The organism is Pseudomonas chlororaphis subsp. aurantiaca, from assembly GCF_013466605.1.
Taxonomy (GTDB): domain Bacteria; phylum Pseudomonadota; class Gammaproteobacteria; order Pseudomonadales; family Pseudomonadaceae; genus Aquipseudomonas; species Aquipseudomonas chlororaphis_I.
The window spans coordinates 1,031,623-1,054,346 of record NZ_CP059162.1 but is presented as its reverse complement, the minus strand read 5'-3'; the positions used below and the strand labels follow the sequence as shown (position 1 = coordinate 1,054,346).

General features: G+C 61.6%; 28 protein-coding genes. 11 read left to right on the top strand and 17 right to left on the bottom strand.

Translation table 11 applies throughout. The features are described 5' to 3' along the window. The 10 genes from hisC to H0I86_RS04620 form a co-directional block, all read right to left on the bottom strand. Entirely contained in the window at positions 1 to 1,053 is a 1,053-nt protein-coding gene (gene hisC, locus H0I86_RS04665) for a histidinol-phosphate transaminase (RefSeq protein WP_180924200.1), read from the bottom strand. Between the two features lie 2 nt (positions 1,054 to 1,055). Next, positions 1,056 to 2,384, bottom strand: a complete 1,329-nt coding sequence (hisD, locus tag H0I86_RS04660; RefSeq protein WP_180924199.1) for a histidinol dehydrogenase — start codon at positions 2,382 to 2,384, stop codon at positions 1,056 to 1,058. Positions 2,385 to 2,507: 123 nt separating this feature from the next. Then, positions 2,508 to 3,143 carry an ATP phosphoribosyltransferase gene (gene hisG / locus H0I86_RS04655; RefSeq protein WP_007929858.1) on the bottom strand — a complete coding sequence of 212 codons (636 nt, stop codon included), beginning with the start codon at positions 3,141 to 3,143 and terminating at the stop codon, positions 2,508 to 2,510. 127 nt (positions 3,144 to 3,270) lie between these two features. Further along, on the bottom strand, positions 3,271 to 4,536 hold the full coding sequence (gene murA / locus H0I86_RS04650) for a UDP-N-acetylglucosamine 1-carboxyvinyltransferase (RefSeq protein WP_007929859.1): 1,266 nt from the start codon (positions 4,534 to 4,536) through the stop codon (positions 3,271 to 3,273). Between the two features lie 22 nt (positions 4,537 to 4,558). Further along, entirely contained in the window at positions 4,559 to 4,810 is a 252-nt protein-coding gene (locus H0I86_RS04645; protein ID WP_007929860.1) for a BolA family protein, read from the bottom strand. 115 nt (positions 4,811 to 4,925) lie between these two features. Beyond that, a complete protein-coding gene (locus H0I86_RS04640; protein WP_009047007.1) occupies positions 4,926 to 5,231 on the bottom strand; it encodes an STAS domain-containing protein in 306 nt (101 codons plus the stop codon). Next, positions 5,228 to 5,881, bottom strand: a complete 654-nt coding sequence (locus H0I86_RS04635) for an MlaC/ttg2D family ABC transporter substrate-binding protein (RefSeq protein ID WP_180924198.1) — start codon at positions 5,879 to 5,881, stop codon at positions 5,228 to 5,230. The genes H0I86_RS04640 and H0I86_RS04635 overlap by 4 nt, the downstream gene beginning before the upstream one ends. A gap of 10 nt (positions 5,882 to 5,891) precedes the next feature. Next, positions 5,892 to 6,359: an outer membrane lipid asymmetry maintenance protein MlaD gene (mlaD, locus tag H0I86_RS04630; RefSeq protein WP_007929863.1), complete on the bottom strand. Its 468-nt coding sequence runs from the start codon at positions 6,357 to 6,359 to the stop codon at positions 5,892 to 5,894. Further along, on the bottom strand, positions 6,359 to 7,156 hold the full coding sequence (gene mlaE, locus H0I86_RS04625) for a lipid asymmetry maintenance ABC transporter permease subunit MlaE (RefSeq protein WP_009047005.1): 798 nt from the start codon (positions 7,154 to 7,156) through the stop codon (positions 6,359 to 6,361). Before mlaE ends, mlaD begins: the two co-directional genes overlap by 1 nt. After that, a complete protein-coding gene (locus H0I86_RS04620) occupies positions 7,156 to 7,965 on the bottom strand; it encodes an ATP-binding cassette domain-containing protein (RefSeq protein ID WP_009042197.1) in 810 nt (269 codons plus the stop codon). Before H0I86_RS04620 ends, mlaE begins: the two co-directional genes overlap by 1 nt. A 275-nt stretch (positions 7,966 to 8,240) precedes the next feature. Here H0I86_RS04620 and H0I86_RS04615 point away from each other — a divergent pair, with 275 nt between their 5' ends. The 10 genes from H0I86_RS04615 to H0I86_RS04570 all read left to right on the top strand — a co-directional run bounded on the left by H0I86_RS04615 (position 8,241) and on the right by H0I86_RS04570 (position 15,264). Then, positions 8,241 to 9,215: a KpsF/GutQ family sugar-phosphate isomerase gene (locus H0I86_RS04615; protein ID WP_180924197.1), complete on the top strand. Its 975-nt coding sequence runs from the start codon at positions 8,241 to 8,243 to the stop codon at positions 9,213 to 9,215. Continuing rightward, positions 9,215 to 9,739 carry a KdsC family phosphatase gene (locus H0I86_RS04610; RefSeq protein WP_007929867.1) on the top strand — a complete coding sequence of 175 codons (525 nt, stop codon included), beginning with the start codon at positions 9,215 to 9,217 and terminating at the stop codon, positions 9,737 to 9,739. Before H0I86_RS04615 ends, H0I86_RS04610 begins: the two co-directional genes overlap by 1 nt. 8 nt (positions 9,740 to 9,747) lie before the next feature. Continuing rightward, the gene (lptC, locus tag H0I86_RS04605; RefSeq protein WP_097135947.1) at positions 9,748 to 10,320 is read left to right on the top strand and encodes an LPS export ABC transporter periplasmic protein LptC; all 573 of its coding nucleotides are present in this window, start codon (positions 9,748 to 9,750) and stop codon (positions 10,318 to 10,320) included. Next, positions 10,307 to 10,852 carry a lipopolysaccharide transport periplasmic protein LptA gene (gene lptA / locus H0I86_RS04600; RefSeq protein ID WP_007929869.1) on the top strand — a complete coding sequence of 182 codons (546 nt, stop codon included), beginning with the start codon at positions 10,307 to 10,309 and terminating at the stop codon, positions 10,850 to 10,852. The genes lptC and lptA overlap by 14 nt, the downstream gene beginning before the upstream one ends. Next, on the top strand, positions 10,852 to 11,577 hold the full coding sequence (gene lptB / locus H0I86_RS04595; RefSeq protein WP_009047002.1) for an LPS export ABC transporter ATP-binding protein: 726 nt from the start codon (positions 10,852 to 10,854) through the stop codon (positions 11,575 to 11,577). The genes lptA and lptB overlap by 1 nt, the downstream gene beginning before the upstream one ends. A gap of 182 nt (positions 11,578 to 11,759) precedes the next feature. Continuing rightward, positions 11,760 to 13,253, top strand: a complete 1,494-nt coding sequence (locus H0I86_RS04590) for an RNA polymerase factor sigma-54 (protein ID WP_009047001.1) — start codon at positions 11,760 to 11,762, stop codon at positions 13,251 to 13,253. A gap of 79 nt (positions 13,254 to 13,332) precedes the next feature. Further along, the gene (gene hpf / locus H0I86_RS04585) at positions 13,333 to 13,638 is read left to right on the top strand and encodes a ribosome hibernation-promoting factor, HPF/YfiA family (protein ID WP_007929872.1); all 306 of its coding nucleotides are present in this window, start codon (positions 13,333 to 13,335) and stop codon (positions 13,636 to 13,638) included. A gap of 12 nt (positions 13,639 to 13,650) precedes the next feature. Beyond that, positions 13,651 to 14,115 carry a PTS IIA-like nitrogen regulatory protein PtsN gene (gene ptsN, locus H0I86_RS04580; RefSeq protein WP_007929873.1) on the top strand — a complete coding sequence of 155 codons (465 nt, stop codon included), beginning with the start codon at positions 13,651 to 13,653 and terminating at the stop codon, positions 14,113 to 14,115. Between the two features lie 2 nt (positions 14,116 to 14,117). Then, positions 14,118 to 14,975 (top strand): RNase adapter RapZ, encoded by an 858-nt coding sequence (rapZ, locus tag H0I86_RS04575; RefSeq protein WP_180924196.1) that lies wholly within the window; start codon positions 14,118 to 14,120, stop codon positions 14,973 to 14,975. 16 nt (positions 14,976 to 14,991) lie between these two features. Then, positions 14,992 to 15,264, top strand: coding sequence for an HPr family phosphocarrier protein (locus H0I86_RS04570; protein WP_180924195.1), 273 nt, complete (start codon positions 14,992 to 14,994; stop codon positions 15,262 to 15,264). A 30-nt stretch (positions 15,265 to 15,294) separates the two neighbouring features. Here H0I86_RS04570 and H0I86_RS04565 read toward each other — a convergent pair whose 3' ends face one another. From H0I86_RS04565 to pmbA, 6 genes are all read right to left on the bottom strand, one after another. Further along, on the bottom strand, positions 15,295 to 16,188 hold the full coding sequence (locus H0I86_RS04565; RefSeq protein ID WP_180924194.1) for a ZIP family metal transporter: 894 nt from the start codon (positions 16,186 to 16,188) through the stop codon (positions 15,295 to 15,297). Between the two features lie 32 nt (positions 16,189 to 16,220). After that, positions 16,221 to 16,832, bottom strand: a complete 612-nt coding sequence (locus H0I86_RS04560; RefSeq protein WP_180924193.1) for a superoxide dismutase — start codon at positions 16,830 to 16,832, stop codon at positions 16,221 to 16,223. Position 16,833: 1 nt separating this feature from the next. After that, complete coding sequence (locus H0I86_RS04555) at positions 16,834 to 17,283, bottom strand: DUF2753 family protein (protein ID WP_180924192.1); 450 nt, start codon at positions 17,281 to 17,283, stop codon at positions 16,834 to 16,836. A 27-nt stretch (positions 17,284 to 17,310) separates the two neighbouring features. Further along, a complete protein-coding gene (locus H0I86_RS04550) occupies positions 17,311 to 18,687 on the bottom strand; it encodes a class II fumarate hydratase (RefSeq protein ID WP_180924191.1) in 1,377 nt (458 codons plus the stop codon). Continuing rightward, positions 18,680 to 19,075 carry a hypothetical protein gene (locus H0I86_RS04545; protein WP_007929895.1) on the bottom strand — a complete coding sequence of 132 codons (396 nt, stop codon included), beginning with the start codon at positions 19,073 to 19,075 and terminating at the stop codon, positions 18,680 to 18,682. Before H0I86_RS04545 ends, H0I86_RS04550 begins: the two co-directional genes overlap by 8 nt. A gap of 175 nt (positions 19,076 to 19,250) precedes the next feature. Next, positions 19,251 to 20,597 (bottom strand): metalloprotease PmbA, encoded by a 1,347-nt coding sequence (gene pmbA, locus H0I86_RS04540; protein WP_180924190.1) that lies wholly within the window; start codon positions 20,595 to 20,597, stop codon positions 19,251 to 19,253. A gap of 108 nt (positions 20,598 to 20,705) precedes the next feature. On the opposite strand from pmbA, the gene yjgA reads away from it, so the two are divergent. After that, positions 20,706 to 21,227, top strand: coding sequence for a ribosome biogenesis factor YjgA (yjgA, locus tag H0I86_RS04535; RefSeq protein ID WP_007929901.1), 522 nt, complete (start codon positions 20,706 to 20,708; stop codon positions 21,225 to 21,227). Positions 21,228 to 21,275: 48 nt separating this feature from the next. Here yjgA and tldD read toward each other — a convergent pair whose 3' ends face one another. After that, entirely contained in the window at positions 21,276 to 22,718 is a 1,443-nt protein-coding gene (gene tldD, locus H0I86_RS04530; protein WP_007929903.1) for a metalloprotease TldD, read from the bottom strand. Positions 22,719 to 22,724 lie beyond the last annotated feature (6 nt).

Sequence of the window (22,724 nt, the reverse complement as noted above, 5' to 3'; positions counted from 1 at the left end):
TTACAGCTCGCCCAGGCCGTCGATCAGGGCCTGGTTCTGCTCCGGCGTACCGATACTGATCCGCAGGAACTGGGCAATCCGCCCCTGCTTGAAGTGCCGGACAATCACCCCCTGCTCCCGCAGCTTGGCCGCCAGGCCCGCCGCATCGTGTCGCGGATGACGGGCGAAGATGAAGTTGGCGGCCGACGGCAGCACTTCAAAGCCCTTGGCACGCAACTGCGCCACCACCTGCTCGCGGCTGTCGATCACCAGCTGGCAGGTCTTGGCGAAGTACTCGCGATCCTCGAATGCCGCCGCGGCCCCGACTATCGCCAGGCGATCCAGCGGGTAGGAGTTGAAGCTGTTCTTGATCCGCTCCAGCGCCTCGATCAGGTCCGGGTGCCCAACCGCCAGGCCGACCCGCAGGCCCGCCAGCGAACGGGACTTGGACAGGGTCTGGGTCACCAGCAGGTTCGGGTAACGGTCCACCAGGCTGATCGCGGTTTCACCGCCGAAGTCGATGTACGCCTCGTCCACCACCACGACCGAATCCGGGCTGGCCTTGAGGATCTGCTCGACGGCCTCCAGGGCCAGCAGGCAGCCGGTCGGCGCGTTCGGGTTGGGGAAGATGATCCCGCCGTTCGGCCTGGCGTAATCGGCTACGCGAATCTGGAATTGCTCGTCCAGCGGCACCGCCTCGAAGTCGATGCCATACAGGCCGCAATACACCGGATAGAAGCTGTAGCTGATGTCCGGGAACAGCAGCGGCTGGTCGTGCTGCAGCAAGCCGTGGAAGATGTGCGCCAGCACTTCGTCGGAACCGTTGCCGAGGAACACCTGGTTGCTCTGTACCCCGTAGTACCGGGCCACCGCCTGCTTGAGCAGGTCGCCGTTGGGGTCGGGGTACAGGCGCAGGTTGTCGTTCAGTTCGCCCTGCATCGCGGCCAGCGCCTTGGGTGACGGGCCGTAAGGGTTTTCGTTGGTGTTGAGCTTGACCAGCTTGGTCAGCTTCGGCTGTTCGCCCGGCACATAGGGCACCAGGTCCTTGACGAATGGACTCCAGAATTTACTCATGATTATTGTCCCTGTTCCTGGTCAGCGATGATCCGGTATTCCGCACTGCGGGCGTGGGCGCTCAGCGACTCGCCACGAGCCAGCACCGAGGCGGTCTTGCCCAGTTCGGAAGCACCCTGCTCCGAGCAGAAAATGATCGACGAACGTTTCTGGAAGTCATACACCCCCAGCGGCGAGGAGAACCGCGCCGTGCCGGAAGTCGGCAACACGTGGTTCGGGCCCGCGCAGTAGTCGCCCAAGGCCTCGGAGGTGTGACGGCCCATGAAGATCGCACCGGCGTGACGGATCTGCGGCAACCAGGCCTGCGGATCGGCGACGGACAGTTCGAGGTGCTCCGGAGCGATGCGGTTGGCCACTTCGATGGCCTGTTGCATGTCGCGCACCTGGATCAGGGCGCCACGGCCGTTGATCGAGGTATTGATGATTTCCGCGCGCTCCATGGTCGGCAGCAGCTTGGCGATGCTGGCGGCGACCTGATCGAGGAACGCGGCGTCCGGGCTGACCAGGATCGCCTGGGCGTCTTCGTCGTGCTCGGCCTGGGAGAACAGGTCCATGGCGATCCAGTCCGGATCGGTCAGGCCGTCGCACACCACCAGGATCTCCGAAGGACCGGCGATCATGTCGATGCCGACCTGGCCGAATACGTGACGCTTGGCGGTGGCCACATAGATGTTGCCCGGGCCGACCACCTTGTCCACCTGCGGCACGCTCTCGGTACCGTAGGCCAGGGCGGCAACGGCCTGGGCGCCCCCGATGGTGAACACCCGGTCGACGCCGGCGATGCAGGCCGCGGCCAGCACCAGCTCATTGACCTCGCCACGCGGGGTCGGCACCACCATCACCACTTCGGTGACCCCGGCGACTTTGGCCGGGATGGCATTCATCAACACCGAGGATGGATAAGACGCCTTGCCTCCCGGCACATACAGGCCGGCGCGGTCCAGCGGCGTGACCTTCTGGCCCAGCACCGTGCCGTCGGCCTCGGTGTAGCTCCAGGAGTCCTGTTTCTGTTTTTCGTGGTAGCTGCGCACCCGCGCCGCGGCTTTTTCCAGGGCTTCGCGCTGGGCCACGGTGATCCGGGTCAGGGCCAGCTCCAGGCGCTCGCGCGGCAGGATCAGGTCGGCCATGGTGGCCACTTGCAGGCCGTCGAAACGCTGGGTGAACTCCACCAGCGCCGCGTCGCCGCGCTCGCGCACCGCCTTGATGATGTCCAGCACCCGCTGATTGACCGAGTCGTCAGACACACTTTCCCAGCTCAGCAGATGATCCAGATGATGCGCGAAATCCGGGTCAGCAGCGTTGAGTCGGCGAATTGCAGTGGGAGCGGTCATAGCGAGGGCCTCATTGAATGGCTAATGCTCAGGCACCCTAAGCTACCAGTCCATTCGCGCGGGCACCTGAGAAAATTGGCTATGACACGGATAGACGGGCGCGGCTGGCGCCGCGCGAGTGAATCAACCGCGGTGTCGCGACTCCACTGCTTTGCGCAGGGTGTCGATCAGTGCCTGGATGCGGGCGTGCTGCATTTTCATGGAGGCCTTGTTGACCACCAGACGGGAACTGATCATGGAAATCAGCTCCTGGGGCTCCAGGCCGTTGGCCCGCAGAGTATTGCCGGTGTCGACCACGTCGATGATCTTGTCCGCCAGGCCGATCAGCGGCGCCAACTCCATCGAGCCGTACAGCTTGATGATGTCGACCTGACGGCCCTGCTCAGCGTAGTAACGCTTGGCAACGTTGACGAACTTGGTGGCGACGCGCAGACGGCCCTTGGGCTCGACCGCGCCGATGGCGCCGGCGGTCATCAGCTTGCACTGGGCGATCTGCAGGTCCAGCGGCTCGTACAGGCCCTGGCCGCCGTATTCCATCAACACATCTTTACCGGCGACACCGAGGTCGGCGGCACCATGTTCGACATAGGTCGGCACGTCGGTGGCGCGCACGATCAGCAAGCGCACGTCGGCCTGGGTCGTGGGGATGATCAGCTTGCGGCTCTTGTCCGGATTCTCGGTGGGCACGATGCCGGCTTCAGCCAGAAGCGGCAAGGTGTCATCAAGGATGCGGCCCTTGGACAGTGCGATGGTCAACATGGGAAACGTAAGTCCTTATCAGGATACTCATGCCCGGTCGCAAACGGCGCCAGACACGCATCGAGCCTGAACACAGGCTCGACTTGGAACGAAACCTTGGGGCACGTCCCTGTGCCCATCACGCAAACTAGCCCGGTACGCGGCGGATCTTGGCGCCGAGCATCTGCAGCTTCTCTTCGATGCACTCGTAACCACGGTCGATGTGGTAGATGCGATCGATCAGGGTGTCGCCTTCGGCCATCAGGGCCGAGATCACCAGGCTGGCCGAAGCCCGCAGGTCGGTGGCCATGACAGGGGCACCCTTGAGGATTTCGGTGCCGGTGACGATGGCGGTGTTGCCTTCGACCTGGATCTTCGCGCCCATGCGGTGCAGTTCGTAGACGTGCATGAAGCGGTTTTCGAAGATGGTCTCGATCACTGCGCCCGTGCCTTCGGCAATGGCGTTGAGGGAGATGAACTGGGCCTGCATGTCGGTTGGGAACGCCGGGTACGGCGCGGTACGCACGTTGACCGCCTTCGGACGCTTGCCGTGCATGTTCAGCTCGATCCAGTCCTCGCCGGTGGTGACTTCGGCGCCGGATTCCTTGAGTTTCTCCAGGACGGCTTCAAGGATGGTCGGATCGGTGTCCTTGACCTTCACGCGACCACCGGTCACGGCGGCGGCGACCAGGTAGGTGCCGGTTTCGATACGGTCAGGCATGACCTTGTAGGTTGCCGAGTGCAGGCGCTCGACACCGTCGATGGTGATGGTGTCGGTACCGGCGCCGGAAACCTTGGCGCCCATGGCGTTGAGGAAGTTCGCCAGGTCGACCACTTCAGGTTCGCGGGCGGCGTTCTGCAGCACGCTGCGGCCTTTGGCCAGGGCGGCGGCCATCATGATGTTCTCGGTACCGGTCACACTCACGGTATCGAAGAAGAAGTGCGCACCGCGCAGGCCACCTTCAGGCGCCTTGGCCTTGATGTAGCCGCCTTCGACGTCGATCACCGCCCCCATGGCCTCCAGGCCGCGGATGTGCAGGTCGACCGGACGCGAACCGATGGCGCAACCGCCAGGCAGCGCGACTTCGGCTTCGCCGAAACGAGCAACCATCGGGCCCAGCACCAGGATCGAGGCACGCATGGTCTTGACCAGCTCGTACGGTGCGACCAGGGTCTTGATGGTGCGCGGGTCGATTTCGACGCTGAGCTTCTCGTCGATCACAGGCTCGATGCCCATGCGACCGAACAGCTCGATCATGGTGGTGATGTCGTGCAGGTGCGGCAGGTTGGCAACCGTGACCGGGCCATCGCACAGCAGGGTTGCAGCCAGAATCGGCAGGGCAGAGTTCTTTGCCCCGGAAATGCGGATCTCGCCATCAAGACGAACGCCGCCGGTAATAATCAATTTATCCATAAGAATCTCGACGCCCTTGGGCTCAGGTGCGCTCGGCCCAGGCCGCGCTGCTGAAAAATTTCATAGTGACCGCATGGATGCTGCCATCGGCGATCCACGGGTTCAAATGGGCATAGATGCTCTGCTGACGCTTGACCGGACTCAAGGCCACCAGTTCGTCACTGATCACGTTCAGCTGAAAGTTGCAGCCTTCGCCCTCAACTTCTACCTGAACGGATGAAAGAGTCTCGGACAGCTTTCCTTCAAGGAAGCTCTTCACTTCGTTGGCCTGCATGCTCAACCTCAATCGGCGCCCTGTGCGCGCGGGTCGGACATCATACAAAAAAGCCCCGCGCCTGCGAACCCCGCATAGCAGGACTCTGACGGGGGGCTTGCTTGTCGATGGGTTACTAAGGCTGCGCCAGCAGCTCGGTCAAACCGGAAACCTCGGCGATCTCGCGCATGTCGTCAGGCAACGCACGAATGCTGACGGCCTTGCCGGCTGCCGCGGCATCGCGCATGAAAGCCAGCAGCAACGACAAGCCGACGCTGCTGGACTTCTCTACCGCCGAACAGTCGAGCACCAGCGCCGCTGCGGTGCTCGAGGCGATCAGGGCCTGCCCCTGCTTGCGCAGGCCCGGGCCGGAGCGATAGTCCAGCACACCGCTGATCAGCAGTTCACCGGCCTCACCCAGACGGACGGCCGACTCACTCATTGTGCGACCTTCTCAGGCGAGTTTTCGGTCGCTTCCTTGGCCTTGGCTACTTCGCCGGCCCAGTTGTTGATGGTCTTGTCCAGGTCGTTGCCGTTGCGCTGCATGGCATCGGCGAACTGATCGCGGAACAGCTTGCCGATATTGATGCCGTTGATGATCACGTTGCGCAGCTTCCACTCGCCGTTGATCTTCTCCAGCGTGTACGACACAGGATAGATCGCGCCATTGCTGCCCTTGACCGTCATGCCGACGCTGGTACGGTCGCCCGACTCGTCCCTGGCAGGATCAACGACGATGCCCTGGTTGTTGTACTCCAGCAAGGCGTTGCCATAGAACTGGAACAGGCCCTTCTTGAAGTTTTCCTCAAAGGTGCGCATCTGTTCCGGCGTGGCTTTGCGCGAGTACTTGACCGTCATGATGCTCTTGGAAATACCTTCGGCATCCACGACCGGGCCCACGATACTGTTCAGCGCCGCATAAAAGTCTTGCGGGTCCTGCTTGTACTTTTCCTTGTTGGCAGCCAGGTCGGCCAGCAGACGGTTGGTGGTGTCCTGTACCAGATCATGCGCGGAAGGCGCCGCCACGGCGTGAGCCATCAACGGCAATGCCGCCAGTAATACCAACAGGCTACGTCGCAAGGTAGAGATCATGAAAAAATCCTCATTTGGCGTCTTTGCTAACGGTATTGAGCAGGAATTTACCGATCAGGTCCTCAAGCACCAGTGAAGACTGGGTGTCGTGGATGGTCCCGCCATCCTTGAGCAACGTGTCTTCGCCGCCGACGCTGATACCAATGTATTTCTCGCCGAGCAGCCCAGCGGTCAGGATAGATGCAGTCGAGTCGGTCGGCAGGTTATCTACGCGCTTTTCCAACTGCAGCGTGACCCGACCAGTGAAACTGTCGCGGTCCAGATCGATAGCCGTGACCTTGCCGATGGTCACACCGGCCATGGTCACCTTAGCTCTGACCGTCAAACCGGCGATATTGTCGAAATATGCGTAAAGTTTATAAGTATCGGTGCTCGAGGTCGGGGACAAGCCACTGACCCGCAAGGCAAGCAACAGCAAAGCCAGGATGCCGGCCAGCAGGAAAAGGCCGACACCGATTTCCAGGGTGCGGTTTTGCATCAGAAATCTCCAAACATCAAGGCGGTCAGAATAAAGTCCAGGCCGAGTACAGCCAACGAGGCGTACACAACGGTCTTGGTAGTGGCACGACTGATCCCCTCTGAAGTGGGCTCGCAGTCATAGCCTTGGAATACGGCGATCCAGGTCACGACAAAGGCGAAAACGATGCTCTTGATGATGCCATTGAGCACGTCCTCATTGAACGTCACGCTGTTTTGCATGTTCGACCAGTAGGAACCTTCATAGACCCCCAGCCAGTCGACGGCCACCCACGAACCGCCCCAGATGCCCACCACGCTGAAGATAATCGCCAGCAACGGCAGGGAAATGAAACCGGCCCACAGACGTGGCGCGACAATGTATTTGAGCGGGTCGACACCGATCATCTCCAGGCTGGAGAGCTGTTCGGTGGCTTTCATGTTGCCGATTTCCGCGGTCAGCGCCGAGCCCGCCCGGCCCGCGAAGAGCAATGCCGTGACCACCGGCCCCAGTTCACGCAGCAGGGTCAGGGCGACCATCTGTCCCACCGCCTGCTCCGAACCATAGCTGGACAGGATATTGAAGCCCTGCAGCGCCAGTACCATGCCGATGAATATCCCGGAGACCACGATGATCACCAGCGACATCACGCCCACCGAATGCAGTTGCTTGACCAACAGGCCGAAGCTGCCGCCGATACTGCCGCGACCGAACAACACATGAAACAGCATCAGGCTCGAACGCCCGAGCACCGCGAGAACGTCGATGCCCGAGTGACCGAACAGACGAATTCGCTCCAATAAAGATACTTTGCGCATCAGCGCTTCCCCAGAAGATCTGCGCGGTAATCCGGCGCTGGAAAGTGAAAGGGTACCGGACCGTCGGGGTCGCCTTTCATGAACTGGCGGATCCGCGGGTTATCGGAATCCATCAACTCGTCGGGTGTGCCCTGCCCCAGCACCTGGCCATCGCCCACCACATAGATGTAGTCGGCGATGCTCGCGGTTTCCGCCAGATCGTGGGAAACCACGATGCTGGTGATACCCAGCGCGTCGTTGAGCAGACGGATCAGGCGCACCAGCACGCCCATGGCGATGGGGTCCTGGCCTACGAACGGCTCGTCGTACATGAGGATCTGCGGGTCCAGGGCGATGGCCCGGGCCAGGGCCACACGACGCTTCATGCCGCCGGACAGCTCGTCGGGCATCAGGTCGATGGCACCGCGCAACCCGACCGCCTGTAATTTGAGCAGGACGATATCGCGGATCATTTCATCCGGCAGCTGGGTATGAACGCGCAGCGGAAAGGCGACGTTCTCGAACACATCGAGATCGGTGAACAGCGCGCCGCTCTGGAACAGCACGCCCATCTGCTTGCGGGCGTCGAACAGATCGCCGCGCGACAATTTGGGCAGGTTCTGGCCGTTGACCCAGACTTCACCGCTGCTGGGACGCAATTGCGCGCCCATCAACCGCAGGAGCGTGGTCTTGCCGCAACCGGAAGGCCCCATGATGCCGGTGACCTTGCCCCGCGGAATACGGATATCGACATTATTGAAGATGCTGCGCGCACCGCGCTTGAAGGACAGTCCCTTCAGCTCGACCGCGTAGGCGTTATCGGCACTCATCTAAACTCCTTGCGATGCAGCCTCTCACTCGGATGCTTGGCTCCCTGCCGGGAGTACATGCGCCCAGGGCAGGCCGAACTGGCGGCGAACTATATCACTGCTGATACGGAGCCCCCAAGGCCGAAGCCATCCGTGTTCAGGATCACGACAGGCTAAAACGGGCTTTATAGGACAATTCCAGCCTATAGAAGGACAAAGGCTGACGAACTTGCGTGAGGGAATCGATCATTACCGCTATAATCGCCGCCTTTTCATCAGGCTATACGATTTCTGACATGAGCCAATCCAGCGACCTGATTCAATCGGCACAACGCACCATCCGCCTCGAGATAGAAGCCGTACAAGGCTTGCTGCCACATATCGACGCAGATTTCGTACGCGCTTGCGAGATGATTCTGGCCAGCAAAGGCCGCGTAGTAGTGGTCGGCATGGGCAAGTCCGGGCACATCGGCAACAAGATCGCCGCCACTCTGGCCAGCACCGGCACCACCGCGTTTTTTGTCCATCCGGCCGAAGCCAGCCATGGCGACATGGGCATGATTACCCGGGACGACGTGATCCTGGCCCTGTCCAACTCCGGCTCGACCAATGAAATCGTGACCCTGTTGCCGCTGATCAAGCGCCTGGGCATCCAGCTGATCAGCATCACTGGCAACCCTGATTCGGCGCTGGCCAAGGCCGCCGAGGTCAACCTCAACGTCCAGGTCAAGCAAGAGGCCTGCCCGCTGAACCTGGCCCCGACCTCCTCGACCACCGCCGCCCTGGTCATGGGCGACGCCCTGGCCGTGGCGCTGCTGGAAGCCCGCGGCTTCACCGCCGAAGACTTCGCCTTCTCTCATCCGGGCGGCGCGCTGGGCCGCCGCCTGCTGCTGAAGGTCGAGAACGTCATGCATGCCGACGAGCAGCTGCCGCAGGTCCAGCGTGGCACGCTGCTCAAGGATGCCTTGATGGAAATGACCCGCAAGGGCCTGGGCATGACCGTCATTGTCGAGGCCGACGGTCGCCTGGCGGGGGTCTTCACCGACGGCGACCTGCGCCGCACCCTGGACCGCACCATCGACATTCACCACACCACCATCGATGAAGTCATGACCGTTCACGGCAAGACCGCCCGCGCCGAAATGCTCGCGGCCGAAGCCCTGAAAATCATGGAGGACAATCGAATCAACGCACTGGTCGTGGTGGACAAGGAGGATCGCCCGATCGGCGCCTTCAACCTGTCCGACCTGCTGCGCGCGGGAGTCATGTAATGAGCACGGATCTGCTGCAACGCGGCAAGAACATCAAGCTGGCGGTATTCGACGTGGATGGCGTACTGACCGACGGCCGCCTGTACTTCCTCGAAGACGGCAGCGAGTTCAAGACCTTCAACACCCTCGATGGCCAGGGCATCAAGATGCTGATGGCCACGGGCGTACAGACGGCAATCATCAGCGGTCGCAAGACACCGGTGGTCGAGCGCCGGGCGAAAAACCTGGGGATTCCCCATCTGTTTCAAGGTCGCGAAGACAAACTGGTGGTGCTGGACGGGCTTCTTGCCCAACTGGGCCTAAGCTATGAGCAGGTCGCCTACCTGGGCGACGACCTGCCGGACCTGCCAGTGATCCGCCGGGTCGGCCTGGGCATGGCCGTCGCCAATGCCGCCAGTTTTGTCCGTGAACACGCCCACGGCGTCACCCAGGCCCGTGGCGGCGAAGGTGCCGCCCGCGAGTTCTGCGAGTTGATCCTGCGCGCCCAAGGCAGCCTTGAAGCGGCCCACGCCGCCTACTTATAGAGCCTCCCATGCTGAGCAAAAAGATTCGCAACATCCTGATCTTCGGCATCATCACCGTGCTGTTCCTGGCGGTGGGGTACTGGAACATCAGCCCGGAACGCTTCCTCGACAAGCCGGTCGCGCAGGTCGACGAAAGCGCCATCGACTACTACGCCATCAACGCCCGTAGCGTGCAGTACCTGCCCGACGGCAAGCTGCAGTACGAAATGACGTCCGACAAGGTCGAACACCTCAAGGCCACCGAGGTGACACTGTTGACCAAGCCGGACCTGCAGATGTATCGCGGCACCGCCTTCCCCTGGCACGTCCAGAGCGAGCGCGGCGAAGTCAACCCGGATGGCACCCAGGTCGAGCTGATCGATTCGGTACGGGTTTCCCGCACCGACGAGAAAAATCGCAACCTGCTGATCACCACGACCCGCATGACAGTATTCCCGCAGAAGCAATATGCGCAGACCGATCAAGACGTTAGAATCGACGGCGCCGGCGGCGTGACGACTGGCAAGGGAATGAAAGCGTATTTGAAAGACGGCAGGATGAACCTGCTATCGAACGTAAGAGGACAGTATGAGGCTCGTTAAAACCCTCCCTATTTTGCTCGGTCTGGGCGCAGCACTGGGAAGCGTGAGCGCCTGGGCTCTGCCGAACGATAGCCAGCAACCGATCCGCATCCAGGCCGACGACGCTCAACTGGACGACAAGAATGGCGTAGCCACCTACAGAGGCGACGTGATCATCACCCAGGGCTCGATGAAGGTCACCGGCAATACCGTGACCATCACACGCACCCAGACCGGTGACATCGACGTGGTGACTTCGGTGGGCAACCTGGCCTACTTCGAGCAGATCCAAACCCAGGGCGATACCAAGCCGGTCCAGGGCTACGGCGTGACCATCCAGTACCACGCCGCGCAAAACCGCGTCGTGCTGATCGACCGCGCCAAGGTCGTCGACAAGGACGGCAACATCACCCAGGGCGAGAAAATCGTCTACGACACCAACAAGAAGCTGGCCAGCGCCGGTCGCGCTACCGGCAGCAAGGTCACCGAGTCGCGCCCACGGATCGACATGGTCATCCAGCCGAAAAAGAAAACTGACGAAAAGGCCCAGTAATGGCAACTCTGAAAGCTCAGCACCTGGCCAAGAGCTACAAGAGCCGCCAGGTCGTGCGTGACGTCAGCCTGTCCATCGACAGCGGCCAGATCGTCGGCCTGCTCGGCCCCAACGGCGCCGGCAAGACCACCTGCTTCTACATGATCGTCGGCCTGGTCCAGGCCGATCAGGGACGCATCCTGATCGACGACTTGGATGTCAGCCACCAGCCGATGCATGGCCGCGCCCGCGCCGGGATCGGCTACCTGCCGCAGGAAGCCTCGATCTTCCGCAAACTCTCGGTGGCCGACAACATCATGGCCATCCTCGAGACCCGCAAGGAACTCGACAAGGCCGGCCGTCGCCAGGAACTGGAAAGCCTGCTGCAGGAATTCCACATCAGCCATATTCGCGACAACCTGGGCATGAGCCTTTCCGGCGGTGAACGTCGCCGCGTGGAAATCGCTCGCGCACTGGCCACCGCACCCAAGTTCATCCTGCTCGACGAACCCTTCGCCGGCGTGGACCCGATCTCGGTAGGCGACATCAAGCAGATCATTCATCACCTGAAGGCCAAGGGCATCGGCGTGCTCATCACCGACCACAACGTCCGTGAAACCCTGGATATCTGCGAAACCGCCTACATCGTCAACGACGGTCAACTGATCGCCGAAGGCGACGCCGAAACCATCCTCGCCAACGAGCTGGTCAAGGAAGTTTACCTGGGCCATGAGTTCCGCCTGTAAGCCCTGAGGTGTTTGGCTGGTCGCCAGAGCGCCCGCCCCAATAAAACCCTGCTGTTTTTATTGTTACAGCGCTCTAGGCAAACACTTCAGTTTCAGGCATATAATTTGCTTATGTTTGGCGCTCACGCGCCCTGTAGTGGATGGCGCATGTGCGCCGGCGAATAAGGTGTTAAGCCCCTGCCATGAAACCATCGCTAGTCCTCAGAATGGGCCAGCAGCTGACGATGACACCGCAGCTGCAACAGGCCATCCGCCTGCTCCAATTGTCGACCCTGGACCTGCAACAGGAAATCCAGGAGGCCCTGGAGTCCAACCCGATGCTCGAGCGCCAGGAAGAAGGCGACGACTTCGATAACACCGATCCGCTGGCCGACAACGCCGAGCAGAAACCCAATACCGATATCCAGGAACCCTCCTACCAGGAAACCGCTCCGACGGTGGACAACCTCGAGGACGGTGAATGGAACGAGCGCATTCCCAACGACCTGCCGGTCGACACCGCCTGGGAAGACGTCTACCAGACCAGCGCCAGCAGCCTGCCCAGCAACGATGACGACGAGTGGGACTTCACCACCCGCACTTCGGCCGGCGAAAGCCTGCAGAGCCATCTGCTCTGGCAGTTGAACCTGGCGCCCATGTCCGACACCGATCGCCTGATCGCGGTGACCCTGATCGACTGCATCAACAATCAGGGCTATCTGGACGAAACCCTCGAGGAAATCCTCGAAGCCTTCGATCCGGAGCTGGACATCGAACTCGACGAAATCGAGGCCGTCCTGCACCGCATCCAGCAATTCGAACCCGCCGGCATCGGCGCCCGCAACCTGGGTGAGTGCCTGCTGCTGCAACTGCGCCAGCTACCTGCCAAGACCCCTTGGCTGACTGAAGCCAAGCGCCTGGTCACCGACTTCATCGACCTGCTCGGCAGCCGCGACTACAGCCAGCTGATGCGGCGCATGAAGCTCAAGGAAGACGAACTGCGCCAGGTCATCGAACTGGTGCAGAGCCTCAACCCACGACCGGGCTCGCAAATCGAGTCCACCGAAGCCGAATACGTGGTTCCCGACGTCATCGTGCGCAAGGACAACGAACGCTGGCTGGTGGAGCTGAACCAGGAGTCCGTGCCGCGCCTGCGCGTCAACCCGCAGTACGCCGGCTTCGTGCGGCGCGCCGATACCAGCGCCGACAACACCTTCATGCGCAACCAACTGCAGGAGGCCCGCTGGTTCATCAAGAGCCTGCAGAGCCGTAACGAAACCCTGATGAAAGTCGCCACCCAGATCGTCGAGCATCAGCGCGGCTTCCTCGAGTACGGCGACGAGGCGATGAAACCGCTGGTCCTGCATGACATCGCCGAAGCGGTGGGCATGCACGAGTCGACGATTTCACGGGTGACCACGCAAAAATTCATGCATACCCCACGGGGCATTTATGAACTGAAATACTTTTTCTCCAGCCACGTAAGTACCTCCGAAGGCGGCGAATGCTCGTCCACGGCGATCCGCGCGATCATCAAAAAACTGGTCGCCGCGGAAAATCAGAAAAAGCCGTTGAGTGACAGCAAGATCGCTGGTTTACTGGAGGCACAAGGCATTCAGGTAGCCCGTCGTACCGTCGCCAAGTACCGCGAATCCCTGGGGATCGCGCCTTCCAGCGAACGGAAGCGGTTGATGTAGCCGCCGGGCTCGCCACAGCGTTCCAGTGGCAGGTCAATCGACCTGCCGCTTTATGCACTGGCAACGAAGGAGAAGCTGTATGCAAGTCAACATCAGTGGACACCAACTGGAAGTGACCGAACCTCTGCGCGCTTACATCGGCGAAAAACTCGACCGACTGGAGCGGCACTTTGACAAGATTACCAATGTGCAGGTAACGCTGGCCGTCGAGAAACTGAAGCAGAAAATCGAGGCCACGCTGCACATCCATGGTGGGGAAGTCGTTGCCAATGCAGAACATGACGACATGTATGCCGCAATCGACTTGCTCACGGACAAGCTTGACCGCCAACTGAAAAAGCATAAGGAAAAGCAACTCCACCTTCTCCAAGGCACGGGTCGCTAACACTCCCCTCCCATGATCCGACTTGAAAGCATCCTGACCCCCGGCCGTTCCCTGGTGAACGTGCCGGGCGGCAGTAAAAAACGCGCCCTCGAACAAATTGCCAACCTGATCAGCCGCGAAGTGCCTGATCTGGAGATGCAAGATGTCTTCGAAAGCCTGATTGCCCGTGAAAAACTGGGGTCTACCGGTTTTGGCAACGGCATCGCCATTCCACACTGCCGCCTCAAAGGCTGTGAGTCGCCCATCAGTGCCCTGATGCACTTGGACGCTCCCATCGATTTCGACGCCATCGACGGCGCACCGGTCGACCTACTGTTCGTACTGCTGGTCCCGGAAGCCGCCACCGATGCGCACCTGGAACTGCTTCGGCAGATTGCCAGCATGCTGGACCGCAAAGAGGTGCGCGACAAGCTGCGCAGCGCCACCAGCAATGAAGCCTTGTACAAGGTTGTCCTGGACGAACAGAACGGTCAGTAATCATGCGTTTGATCATCGTCAGCGGCCGGTCCGGCTCGGGTAAAAGCACCGCCCTCGATGTACTCGAGGACAATGGCTATTACTGCATCGATAACCTGCCGGCCGGGCTGTTGCCCGAACTGGCCGAGCGAGCGCTGATCCACACCGAGCTGACGCAGCCACTGGTCGCCGTGTCGATCGACGCCCGCAACCTGCCAAGCCATCTGTCGCGCTTCCCCGAACTGCTCGAGGAAGTGCGCAGCCGGCATATCCAGTGCGATGTGCTGTACCTGGACGCTGACGAAGAAACCCTGCTCAAGCGCTTTTCCGAAACCCGCCGCCGCCACCCCCTGAGCAGCAACAATCGCTCGCTGGCCGAGGCGATTCAAGACGAAAGCCATCTGCTGGGTCCGATTGCCGACCTCGCCGACCTCAAGATCAACACCACCAACCTGAACCTGTACCAACTGCGCGATACCATCAAGTTGCGCCTGTTGAACCAGCCGGAACCCGGCACCGCCTTCCTGGTGGAGTCTTTCGGATTCAAGCGCGGCATGCCGGTCGACGCCGACCTGATGTTCGATGTGCGCTGCCTGCCCAACCCGTACTGGAAGCCCGAGTTGCGCGCCCAGTCCGGGCTCGACCAGCCGGTTGCCGAATACCTCGCCGCCCAGCCGGACGTCGAGGAAATGTTCCAGGACATCTGCAGCTACCTGCTGAAATGGTTGCCACGTTTCGCCGCCAGCAACCGCGCCTACGTCACTATTGCCATTGGCTGTACGGGCGGCCACCATCGCTCGGTCTACCTGACCGAGCGCTTGGGCCAAGTCCTGCAAAAGTCCCTGAAGAACGTCCAGGTTCGCCACCGCGACCTTAGCTGAAAGGATCTACCCCGCGATGCCTGCTCTGGAAATCGAAATCATCAACAAACTGGGTCTGCATGCCCGTGCCTCGGCAAAGTTCGTCGGCGTGGCCGGTCAGTTTCCTTGCCAGATCCGCGCCGGAAGAACGCTGGAGTCGATGGTCGACGGCAAGAGCATCATGGCGATGATGATGCTGGCCGCCGGCAAGGGCACCAAGATTCATCTGAAGACCGAAGGCGAACAGGAGCAGGAGGCGCTGGAAGCGTTGGTAGCACTGATCAATAACTTCTTCGACGAAGGCGAGTAAGGTCGGCGAGGCAAACCCGCCGAAAGGCACTCAGGCGAGCGCCGTATCCATGACCATCATCAGGCAAAAGCCGACACACAAGCCCAGGCTCGCCAGCTTTTCATGACCGTTGCGTCGTGATTCGGGGATCACTTCGTGGGTCACCACCAGCAGCATGGCCCCCGCCGCCAACGCCAGCCCGAGCGGCAACAGCATCTCGGCCAGGCTCACCAGCCACGCACAAAGCAACGCGAACACCGGCTCCACCAGGCCCGAAGCGGCACCGATCAGGAACGCCTTGACCCTGGACATGCCGGCGCCAGCCAGCACCAGAGCAATCACCAGGCCTTCCGGCACATCCTGCAAGGCGATGCCCATGGCCAGGCTATCCGCCTCCGGCATGCCGCCGCCCGCGGAAACGCCTACGGCCATGCCTTCAGGAATGTTGTGGGCGATGATGGCCAACACAAACAGCCAGATTCGCGGCGGAATGACCGGATGCTCAAGGGTGCCCACCAGTTTCTCCGGGCTGCCTCCCGACATCCTGCGATCCACCAGAAACAGCCCCAAGGCACCGAGCATGATGCCGAAGCAGATCAGGCCGCTCGAAGCCCAAGGCGACAACCCGAGTTTTTCCGCCGCGGCGATCCCGGGCACGATCAGCGAAAAGGCCGTGGCCGCCAGCATCACCCCGGCGCCGAATCCCAACAGGGTGTCACTCAGTGCCAGCGGCATCTTGCGAATGACCAGCACCGGCACGGCCCCCAGCGCGGTTCCCAGGGCACAGACCGCCCCGCCCTGCAACGCACGCGACAAGCGCGGCTCCAGGTCCAGCCAGGACAAGCCCTGGGCAACCAGCAATGCAGTACCCGCCAACAGCAACAGCGAACCGAACGCGTAACGAAACATCCGCCCGCTGCTGATCGTCAGTGTTTCAGTGCCCATAGTCAGCCTTAGGTCTTTTTATAGGTAGGGGCTCAAACCAGTGTGGCCTGATAGCGCTGGGCTACTTCAGGCCAATTGATCACGTTGTAGAACGCATTGATGTATTCCGGCCGCCGATTCTGGTAACGCAGGTAATAGGCGTGCTCCCACACGTCCAGACCGAGAATTGGGGTATTGCCGTTCATCAATGGGCTGTCCTGGTTACCGCTGCTCTCGACGACCAATGTCTTTTGCGGGGTCATGCTGAGCCAGGCCCAACCGCTGCCGAAACGAGTGAGCGCGGCCTTGGTGAAGGCTTCCTTGAAACGCTCGAAACCACCCAACTGCTCGTCGATTGCCTTGGCCAGCGCACCGTCCGGCTTGCCTCCGCCGGTTGGCGCCATCACCGCCCAGAACAACGAATGGTTGGCATGGCCACCGCCCTGGTTGATGACCGCTGCCCGCAGTTTCTCCGGCAGCTGCTGGACCCCGGCCACCAGTTTTTCCACCGACCAGTCGGCCCATTCGGTACCTTCCACGGCCGCGTTGAGATTGTTGATATAGGTCTGGTGATGCTTGGTGTAGTGAATCTCCATGGTCTGCGCATCGATGTGCGGTTCCAGGGCGTCGTAGGCGTAGGGCAATGCAGGCAAGGTAAAGGACATATCAATGTGCTCCGTAATAAGGGGCATTCGGGGTCGCACCGCCGGAAGTCGATTGCGCGACATTGCTTTCCAGCAGGCGATGCGTACGGGGGTATTCACCGTGCTCACTGATGAAGCTGAGCAACTCGACGTAGGTCTTGCTGCTCTGGCGCAACGCGGCTTCCCGCAGCGCTGGCGCCAGGCGGTTGTCCTGCATGGTCTGCAACAGCCGCTGATGGATGGCGCAGAGGTATTCCGCGCTCTCCTCCGGTTGGTTCAGGCGCAGGTGCAGGTCCGCCAGGTTGTGATGGGAGATGACACAGGCCGCGACTGCTTCATCGGCATCGCTCCAGCGCTCGAACAGCACCTGCGCCAGGGCCAGGGCCTGCAAGTAATACTCACGGGCATCCACCAGGTCGCCCTGCATGAAGAAACGGTTTGCCCTTTCGATCGTGCGTTTCCAGTGCTCCATGGTGAACCTCCAAAGCAATGTCGGGATTTACACGCCGCCCGCGGTGAGTTTTTCCGGATCGAGCAGGATCTCCAACTGGCTGCGTGACAGATCAGTGTGTTCAAGGGCGACGTCGATTACCGGGCGTCCCTGCTTGTAGGCGGTCTTGGCGATTTCAGCAGCCTTCTGGTAACCGATGATCGGGTTGAGCGCCGTGACCAGGATCGGGTTGCGCGACAGCGCCTCCTTGAGTTTGGGTTCGTTGACCTTGAAGCTGGCAATCGCCTTGTCCGCCAGCAGGCGGCTGGAGTTGGCCAACAGCTCGATGCTGCTCAACAGGTTCTGGGCGATGATCGGTAGCATGACGTTCAGCTCGAAGTTGCCCGACTGTCCCGCCACCGTGATCGTGGTGTCGTTGCCAATCACCTGGGCCGCCACCATCGCCGTGGCCTCCGGAATCACCGGGTTGACCTTGCCCGGCATGATCGAAGAGCCCGGTTGCAACCCTTCCAGCTCAATCTCACCGAGGCCGGCCAACGGCCCGGAGTTCATCCAGCGCAGGTCGTTGGCGATCTTCATCAAGGTGACCGCGATGGCCTTGAGCTGGCCGGAAACCGCCACCGCGGTGTCCTGGGAACCAATCAGGGCAAACAGGTTCCTGCCCGGCGTGAACTGCACCTGGGTCAGGCTGCTCAGTTGCCGGCTGAAGCCCGTGGCGAACTGTGGGTGAGCGTTGATCCCGGTGCCCACCGCGGTACCGCCCTGCGCCAGGGATTGCAGGCTCGGCAGCAGATCCTGCAGATGACCGATATTGGCCTTGAGCTGCTGCGCCCAACCCTCCAGCACCTGGCTCATGCGCACTGGCATCGCGTCCATCAGGTGAGTGCGACCGGTCTTGATGAACGGATGGACCTCGACCGCCTTACGCTCGATGATCTGAACCAGATGCACCAGCGCCGGCAGTAGTTGTTCATGTAAACCCAGCGCGGCGCTGACGTGGATGGTGGTCGGGATGATGTCGTTGCTGCTCTGCCCGCAGTTCACATGGTCGTTAGGGTTGACCGGCTCGCCGAGCAAGCGGCTGGCCAGGGTGGCGATGACTTCGTTGGCGTTCATGTTGGAACTGGTGCCGGACCCGGTCTGGAAGATATCCACCGGGAAGTGCTGCATGAAGTCGCCTTCCAGCAGCCCCTGGGCGGCATCGACTATGGCCTTGCCCTGGGATTCGCTCAGTTGCTTGAGCTCGACGTTGGCCTTGGCCGCGGCCGCCTTGGCCAGGATCAGCGCGCGGATGAACTGCGCCGGCATGCGCTGGTGGCTGATGGGAAAGTTATCCACCGCACGCTGGGTCTGCGCGCCATACAGCGCCTGCTCCGGAACATGCAGTTCGCCCATGCTGTCGCGTTCGATACGGGTATTACTCATCGGGAAATCCTTGCACCAGTTCGATAAGGGGAATGGATGGCAGCAACGAGCAGGTCGCCAGCTGCCAGGCATGGCTTTGCCAGCGCTTGAGCCGGCATTTGCAGAAAGACAGGCGCTCCAAGTCACGCAACGGGCGCCAGGCCTGGTCCAGGCACTGGCTGCGCCAATGCCAGGGCAGCGCGGTATCGGTAGCGGTATCGAGCAACAGGCGGAATGAGGTTTCGGCGATCAGCCAGGGCGAGGTGGCGGTGCAACACGCCAGGTAGCGCCCTTCGGCCAGGTAATGCTCGATCAGGCGCGGCTCGTCCGGATCGAGGGCACAACGGATCTGGCGGCTCATCCAGCGCCAGCTTTCGAGGTAAGGCTGCTCGTGCAAGGCAGAACTCATGACCTGAGGCTCATTCGATAATGAGATTTATTATTATATGATATTGAGAATCAAAACAAGCTCAAGACCAAACTGCACCGCCCAGGTCGCTACGGTTTGTCAGTGGCCGAAAACCAGGCAATAAAAAAGCGCGCGCCCCAGACGGGACACGCGCTTTCGTTGACGCTGCTACGACTTAGCTGCCGGCGACCGTCATGCGTTCGATCAATACCGAACCGGTGCGGATGTTGCTGCGTAGCTCCAGATCGTTACCAACAGCAATGATCTGCTTGAACATGTCACGCATGTTGCCGGCAATGGTCACCTCCTGGACAGCGAACTGGATTTCGCCATTTTCGACCCAGAAACCGGCCGCGCCCCGGGAGTAATCGCCGGTGACCATGTTCAGTCCGTGGCCCATCAGTTCGGTGACCAGCAGGCCCCGGCCCATGCGGCGCAGCAAGGCCGCCTGGTCTTCCTCGCCATGGGTCACGAACAGGTTGTGCACGCCACCGGCGTTGGCGGTGCTGGGCAGGCCGAGCTTGCGTCCGGAATAAGTCCCCAGCACATAGGACACCAGCTCGCCGTTCTCGACGAAAGGCTTGGCGTAGGTGGCCAGGCCATCGCCATCGAAGGCCGAACTGCCCAGGGCGCGCATCAAGTGCGGACGCTCATCGATGGTCAGCCACTCGGGGAACAGCCGCTGCCCCAAGGCGCCTTCGAGGAAGGACGACTTGCGGTACAGGTTGCCGCCGGAAATCGCCCCGAGGAAGCTGCCGAACAGCCCACCGGCCAGCTCCGCGGAAAACAGCACCGGCACTTCGCAGGTCGGTACCGGACGCGCGCCCAGGCGGCTCGCGGCCCGTTGCGCGGCGCGCTGGCCGATGGTCACCGGGTCCGTCAGCAGATGGCCCTGGCGATTGACGTCGTACCAGTAGTCACGCTGCATCTGGCCGTCGGCCTCGGCGATCATCACGCAGCTCAAGCTGTGCCGAGTCGAAGCATAACCGCCGATAAAACCGTGGCTGTTGCCGTACACACGGCAGCCCTGGTGGGTGCTCAGGGTGGTGCCGTCGGCGTTCTTGATCCGGCTGTCGGCGGCAAAGGCCGCGGCCTCACAAGTCAGCGCCCGTTCGATGGCTTGTTCCGGGGTAATGTCCCAGGCATGGAACAGGTCGAAGTCCGGCACATCCCGGGCCATCAGGGCGGCATCGGCCAGCCCCGAGCTTTCGTCTTCCGAGGTGTGCTTGGCGATGGCCAGGGCCGCGGCAACGGTCTCGCGAATCGCCTCGGGACCACTGGCCGAAGTGCTGGCCGAGCCCTTGCGCTGACCGACGTAGAGCGTGATGCCAAAACCCTGGTCGCGATTGAATTCGACGGTTTCCACTTCCCGCTGGCGAACCGAAGTCGACAGGCCCTGCTCCAGAGAAACCGCCACTTCGCAGGCACTGGCGCCCTGGCGCTTGGCCTCGGCGATGATCTGCTCGACTTGTTCCTGCAGTGCCGGCAAAGCCTGCGGGCCGACGCTTTGTGCTGCACTCATGGTTTTCTCCACTCAAATTCTGCTTTCGGTTAAGGCCTTCGAGCGACCGGGCCGGACAAGCGGCCCCCGACTGGTTATCATGGCGGCGTTTCTTTGCGGACTGCCACCATGGTTGATTCTTACGACGACTCCCTCGATGGGGAGAAAAGCAAATCCCAGGTCAAACGCGAGCTGCATGCTCTGGTTGACCTCGGCGAGCGCCTTACAACACTCAAGCCCGACTTGCTGAACAAACTGCCGTTGACCGACGCCCTGCGCCGGGCCCTGGCGGATGCGCCCAAGCATGTCGCCCATATCGCGCGTAAACGCCACCTGCAATTCATCGGCAAGCTGATGCGCGATCAGGACACCAGCGCGATCCTGGTGCTGCTGGACCAGCTCGACGCCTCGACTCGCCAGTACAACGAACGTTTCCATGGCCTGGAGCGCTGGCGCGATCGCTTGATCGCCGGCGATGACGCGGTCCTGGAGAAGTTCGTCACCGACTATCCGCAAGCGGATCGTCAGCAACTGCGCTCCCTGATCCGTCAGGCCCAGCACGAGGTGGCCCATAACAAGCCGCCTGCCTCCAGCCGTAAAATCTTCAAATACATCCGCGAGCTGGACGAGACTCAACGCGGCCTGCGCTGAGCCTCGATCCGGGTGGGTTGCCCTGCAACTCACCCGCCGCCTCACGCCTCAAGCGCCCGTGCCACCCACGGTGATCGCATCGATCTTCAAGGTTGGCTGGCCGACACCCACCGGCACCGACTGCCCATCCTTGCCACACGTCCCCACGCCACTGTCCAGCGCCAGGTCGTTACCGACCATCGACACCCGGCTCATGGCCTCCGGCCCGTTGCCGATCAGGGTCGCGCCCTTGACCGGGGCAGTGATCTTGCCGTCTTCGATCAGATACGCCTCACTGGTGGAGAACACGAACTTGCCACTGGTGATGTCCACCTGACCGCCGCCCAGGTTGGCGCAATAGATGCCTTTTTTCACCGAGGCGATGATTTCCGCCGGATCGCTTTCGCCGCCCAGCATGTAGGTGTTGGTCATGCGCGGCATCGGCAGGTGTGCATAGGATTCGCGACGGCCGTTGCCGGTGCGGGCCACGCCCATCAGGCGGGCGTTGAGCTTGTCCTGCATGTAGCCCTTGAGCACGCCGTTCTCGATCAGGGTGGTGCATTCGGTCGGGGTGCCTTCGTCGTCGATGCTCAACGAACCACGCCGCCCGGCCAGGGTGCCATCGTCGACGATGGTGCAGAGTTTCGAGGCCACCATCTCGCCCATGCGGCCGCTGTAGGCCGAGCTGCCCTTGCGGTTGAAATCGCCTTCCAGGCCGTGACCCACCGCTTCGTGCAACAGCACGCCGGACCAGCCGGAACCCAGTACCACCGGTAGGGTGCCGGCAGGCGCGGGAATCGCTTCCAGGTTGACCAGGGCCTGACGCAACGCCTCACGGGCGTAACCCATGGCGCGGTCCTCACTGAGGAAATAACGGTAATCGGTACGCCCGCCACCGCCATGACCGCCACGCTCGCGGCGGCCGTTCTGCTCGACGATCACGCTGACGTTGAAGCGCACCAAAGGCCGCACATCCGCCGCCAGGCCACCATCGGTGGAGGCCACGAGAATGCGTTCCCAGACCCCGGCCATGCTGACGCTGACCTGCTGGATGCGTGGGTCCAGAGCACGGGTCGCGGCGTCGACACGCTTGAGCAGCTCGACCTTTTCCGCACGGCTGATGACTTCCAGGGGGTTGTCCGGCGCATACAGCTGGGCCACGTCCTGGGTGGTAAAGGCCTGCACGGTGCCGTTCTGCCCGGCACGGGAAATCGAGCGCGCGGCCCGGGCAGCCAGGCCAAGCGCTTCGAGGGTGATGGCATTGCTGTAGGCAAAACCGGTTTTCTCACCCGACTGCGCCCTCACGCCAACGCCCTGGTCCAGATTGAAGCTGCCTTCCTTGACGATGCCGTCTTCCAGCGACCAGGACTCGGAAATCTGCCCCTGGAAATACAGGTCGGCGGCATCGATGCCCGGGCCGGCCAGATCGCCGAGCACGCCCTGCAGGCTTTCCAGGGTCACGCCGCCGGGCGCCAGAAGGTGTTCACTGACTGAAGATAACAACCCGCTCATATGCTT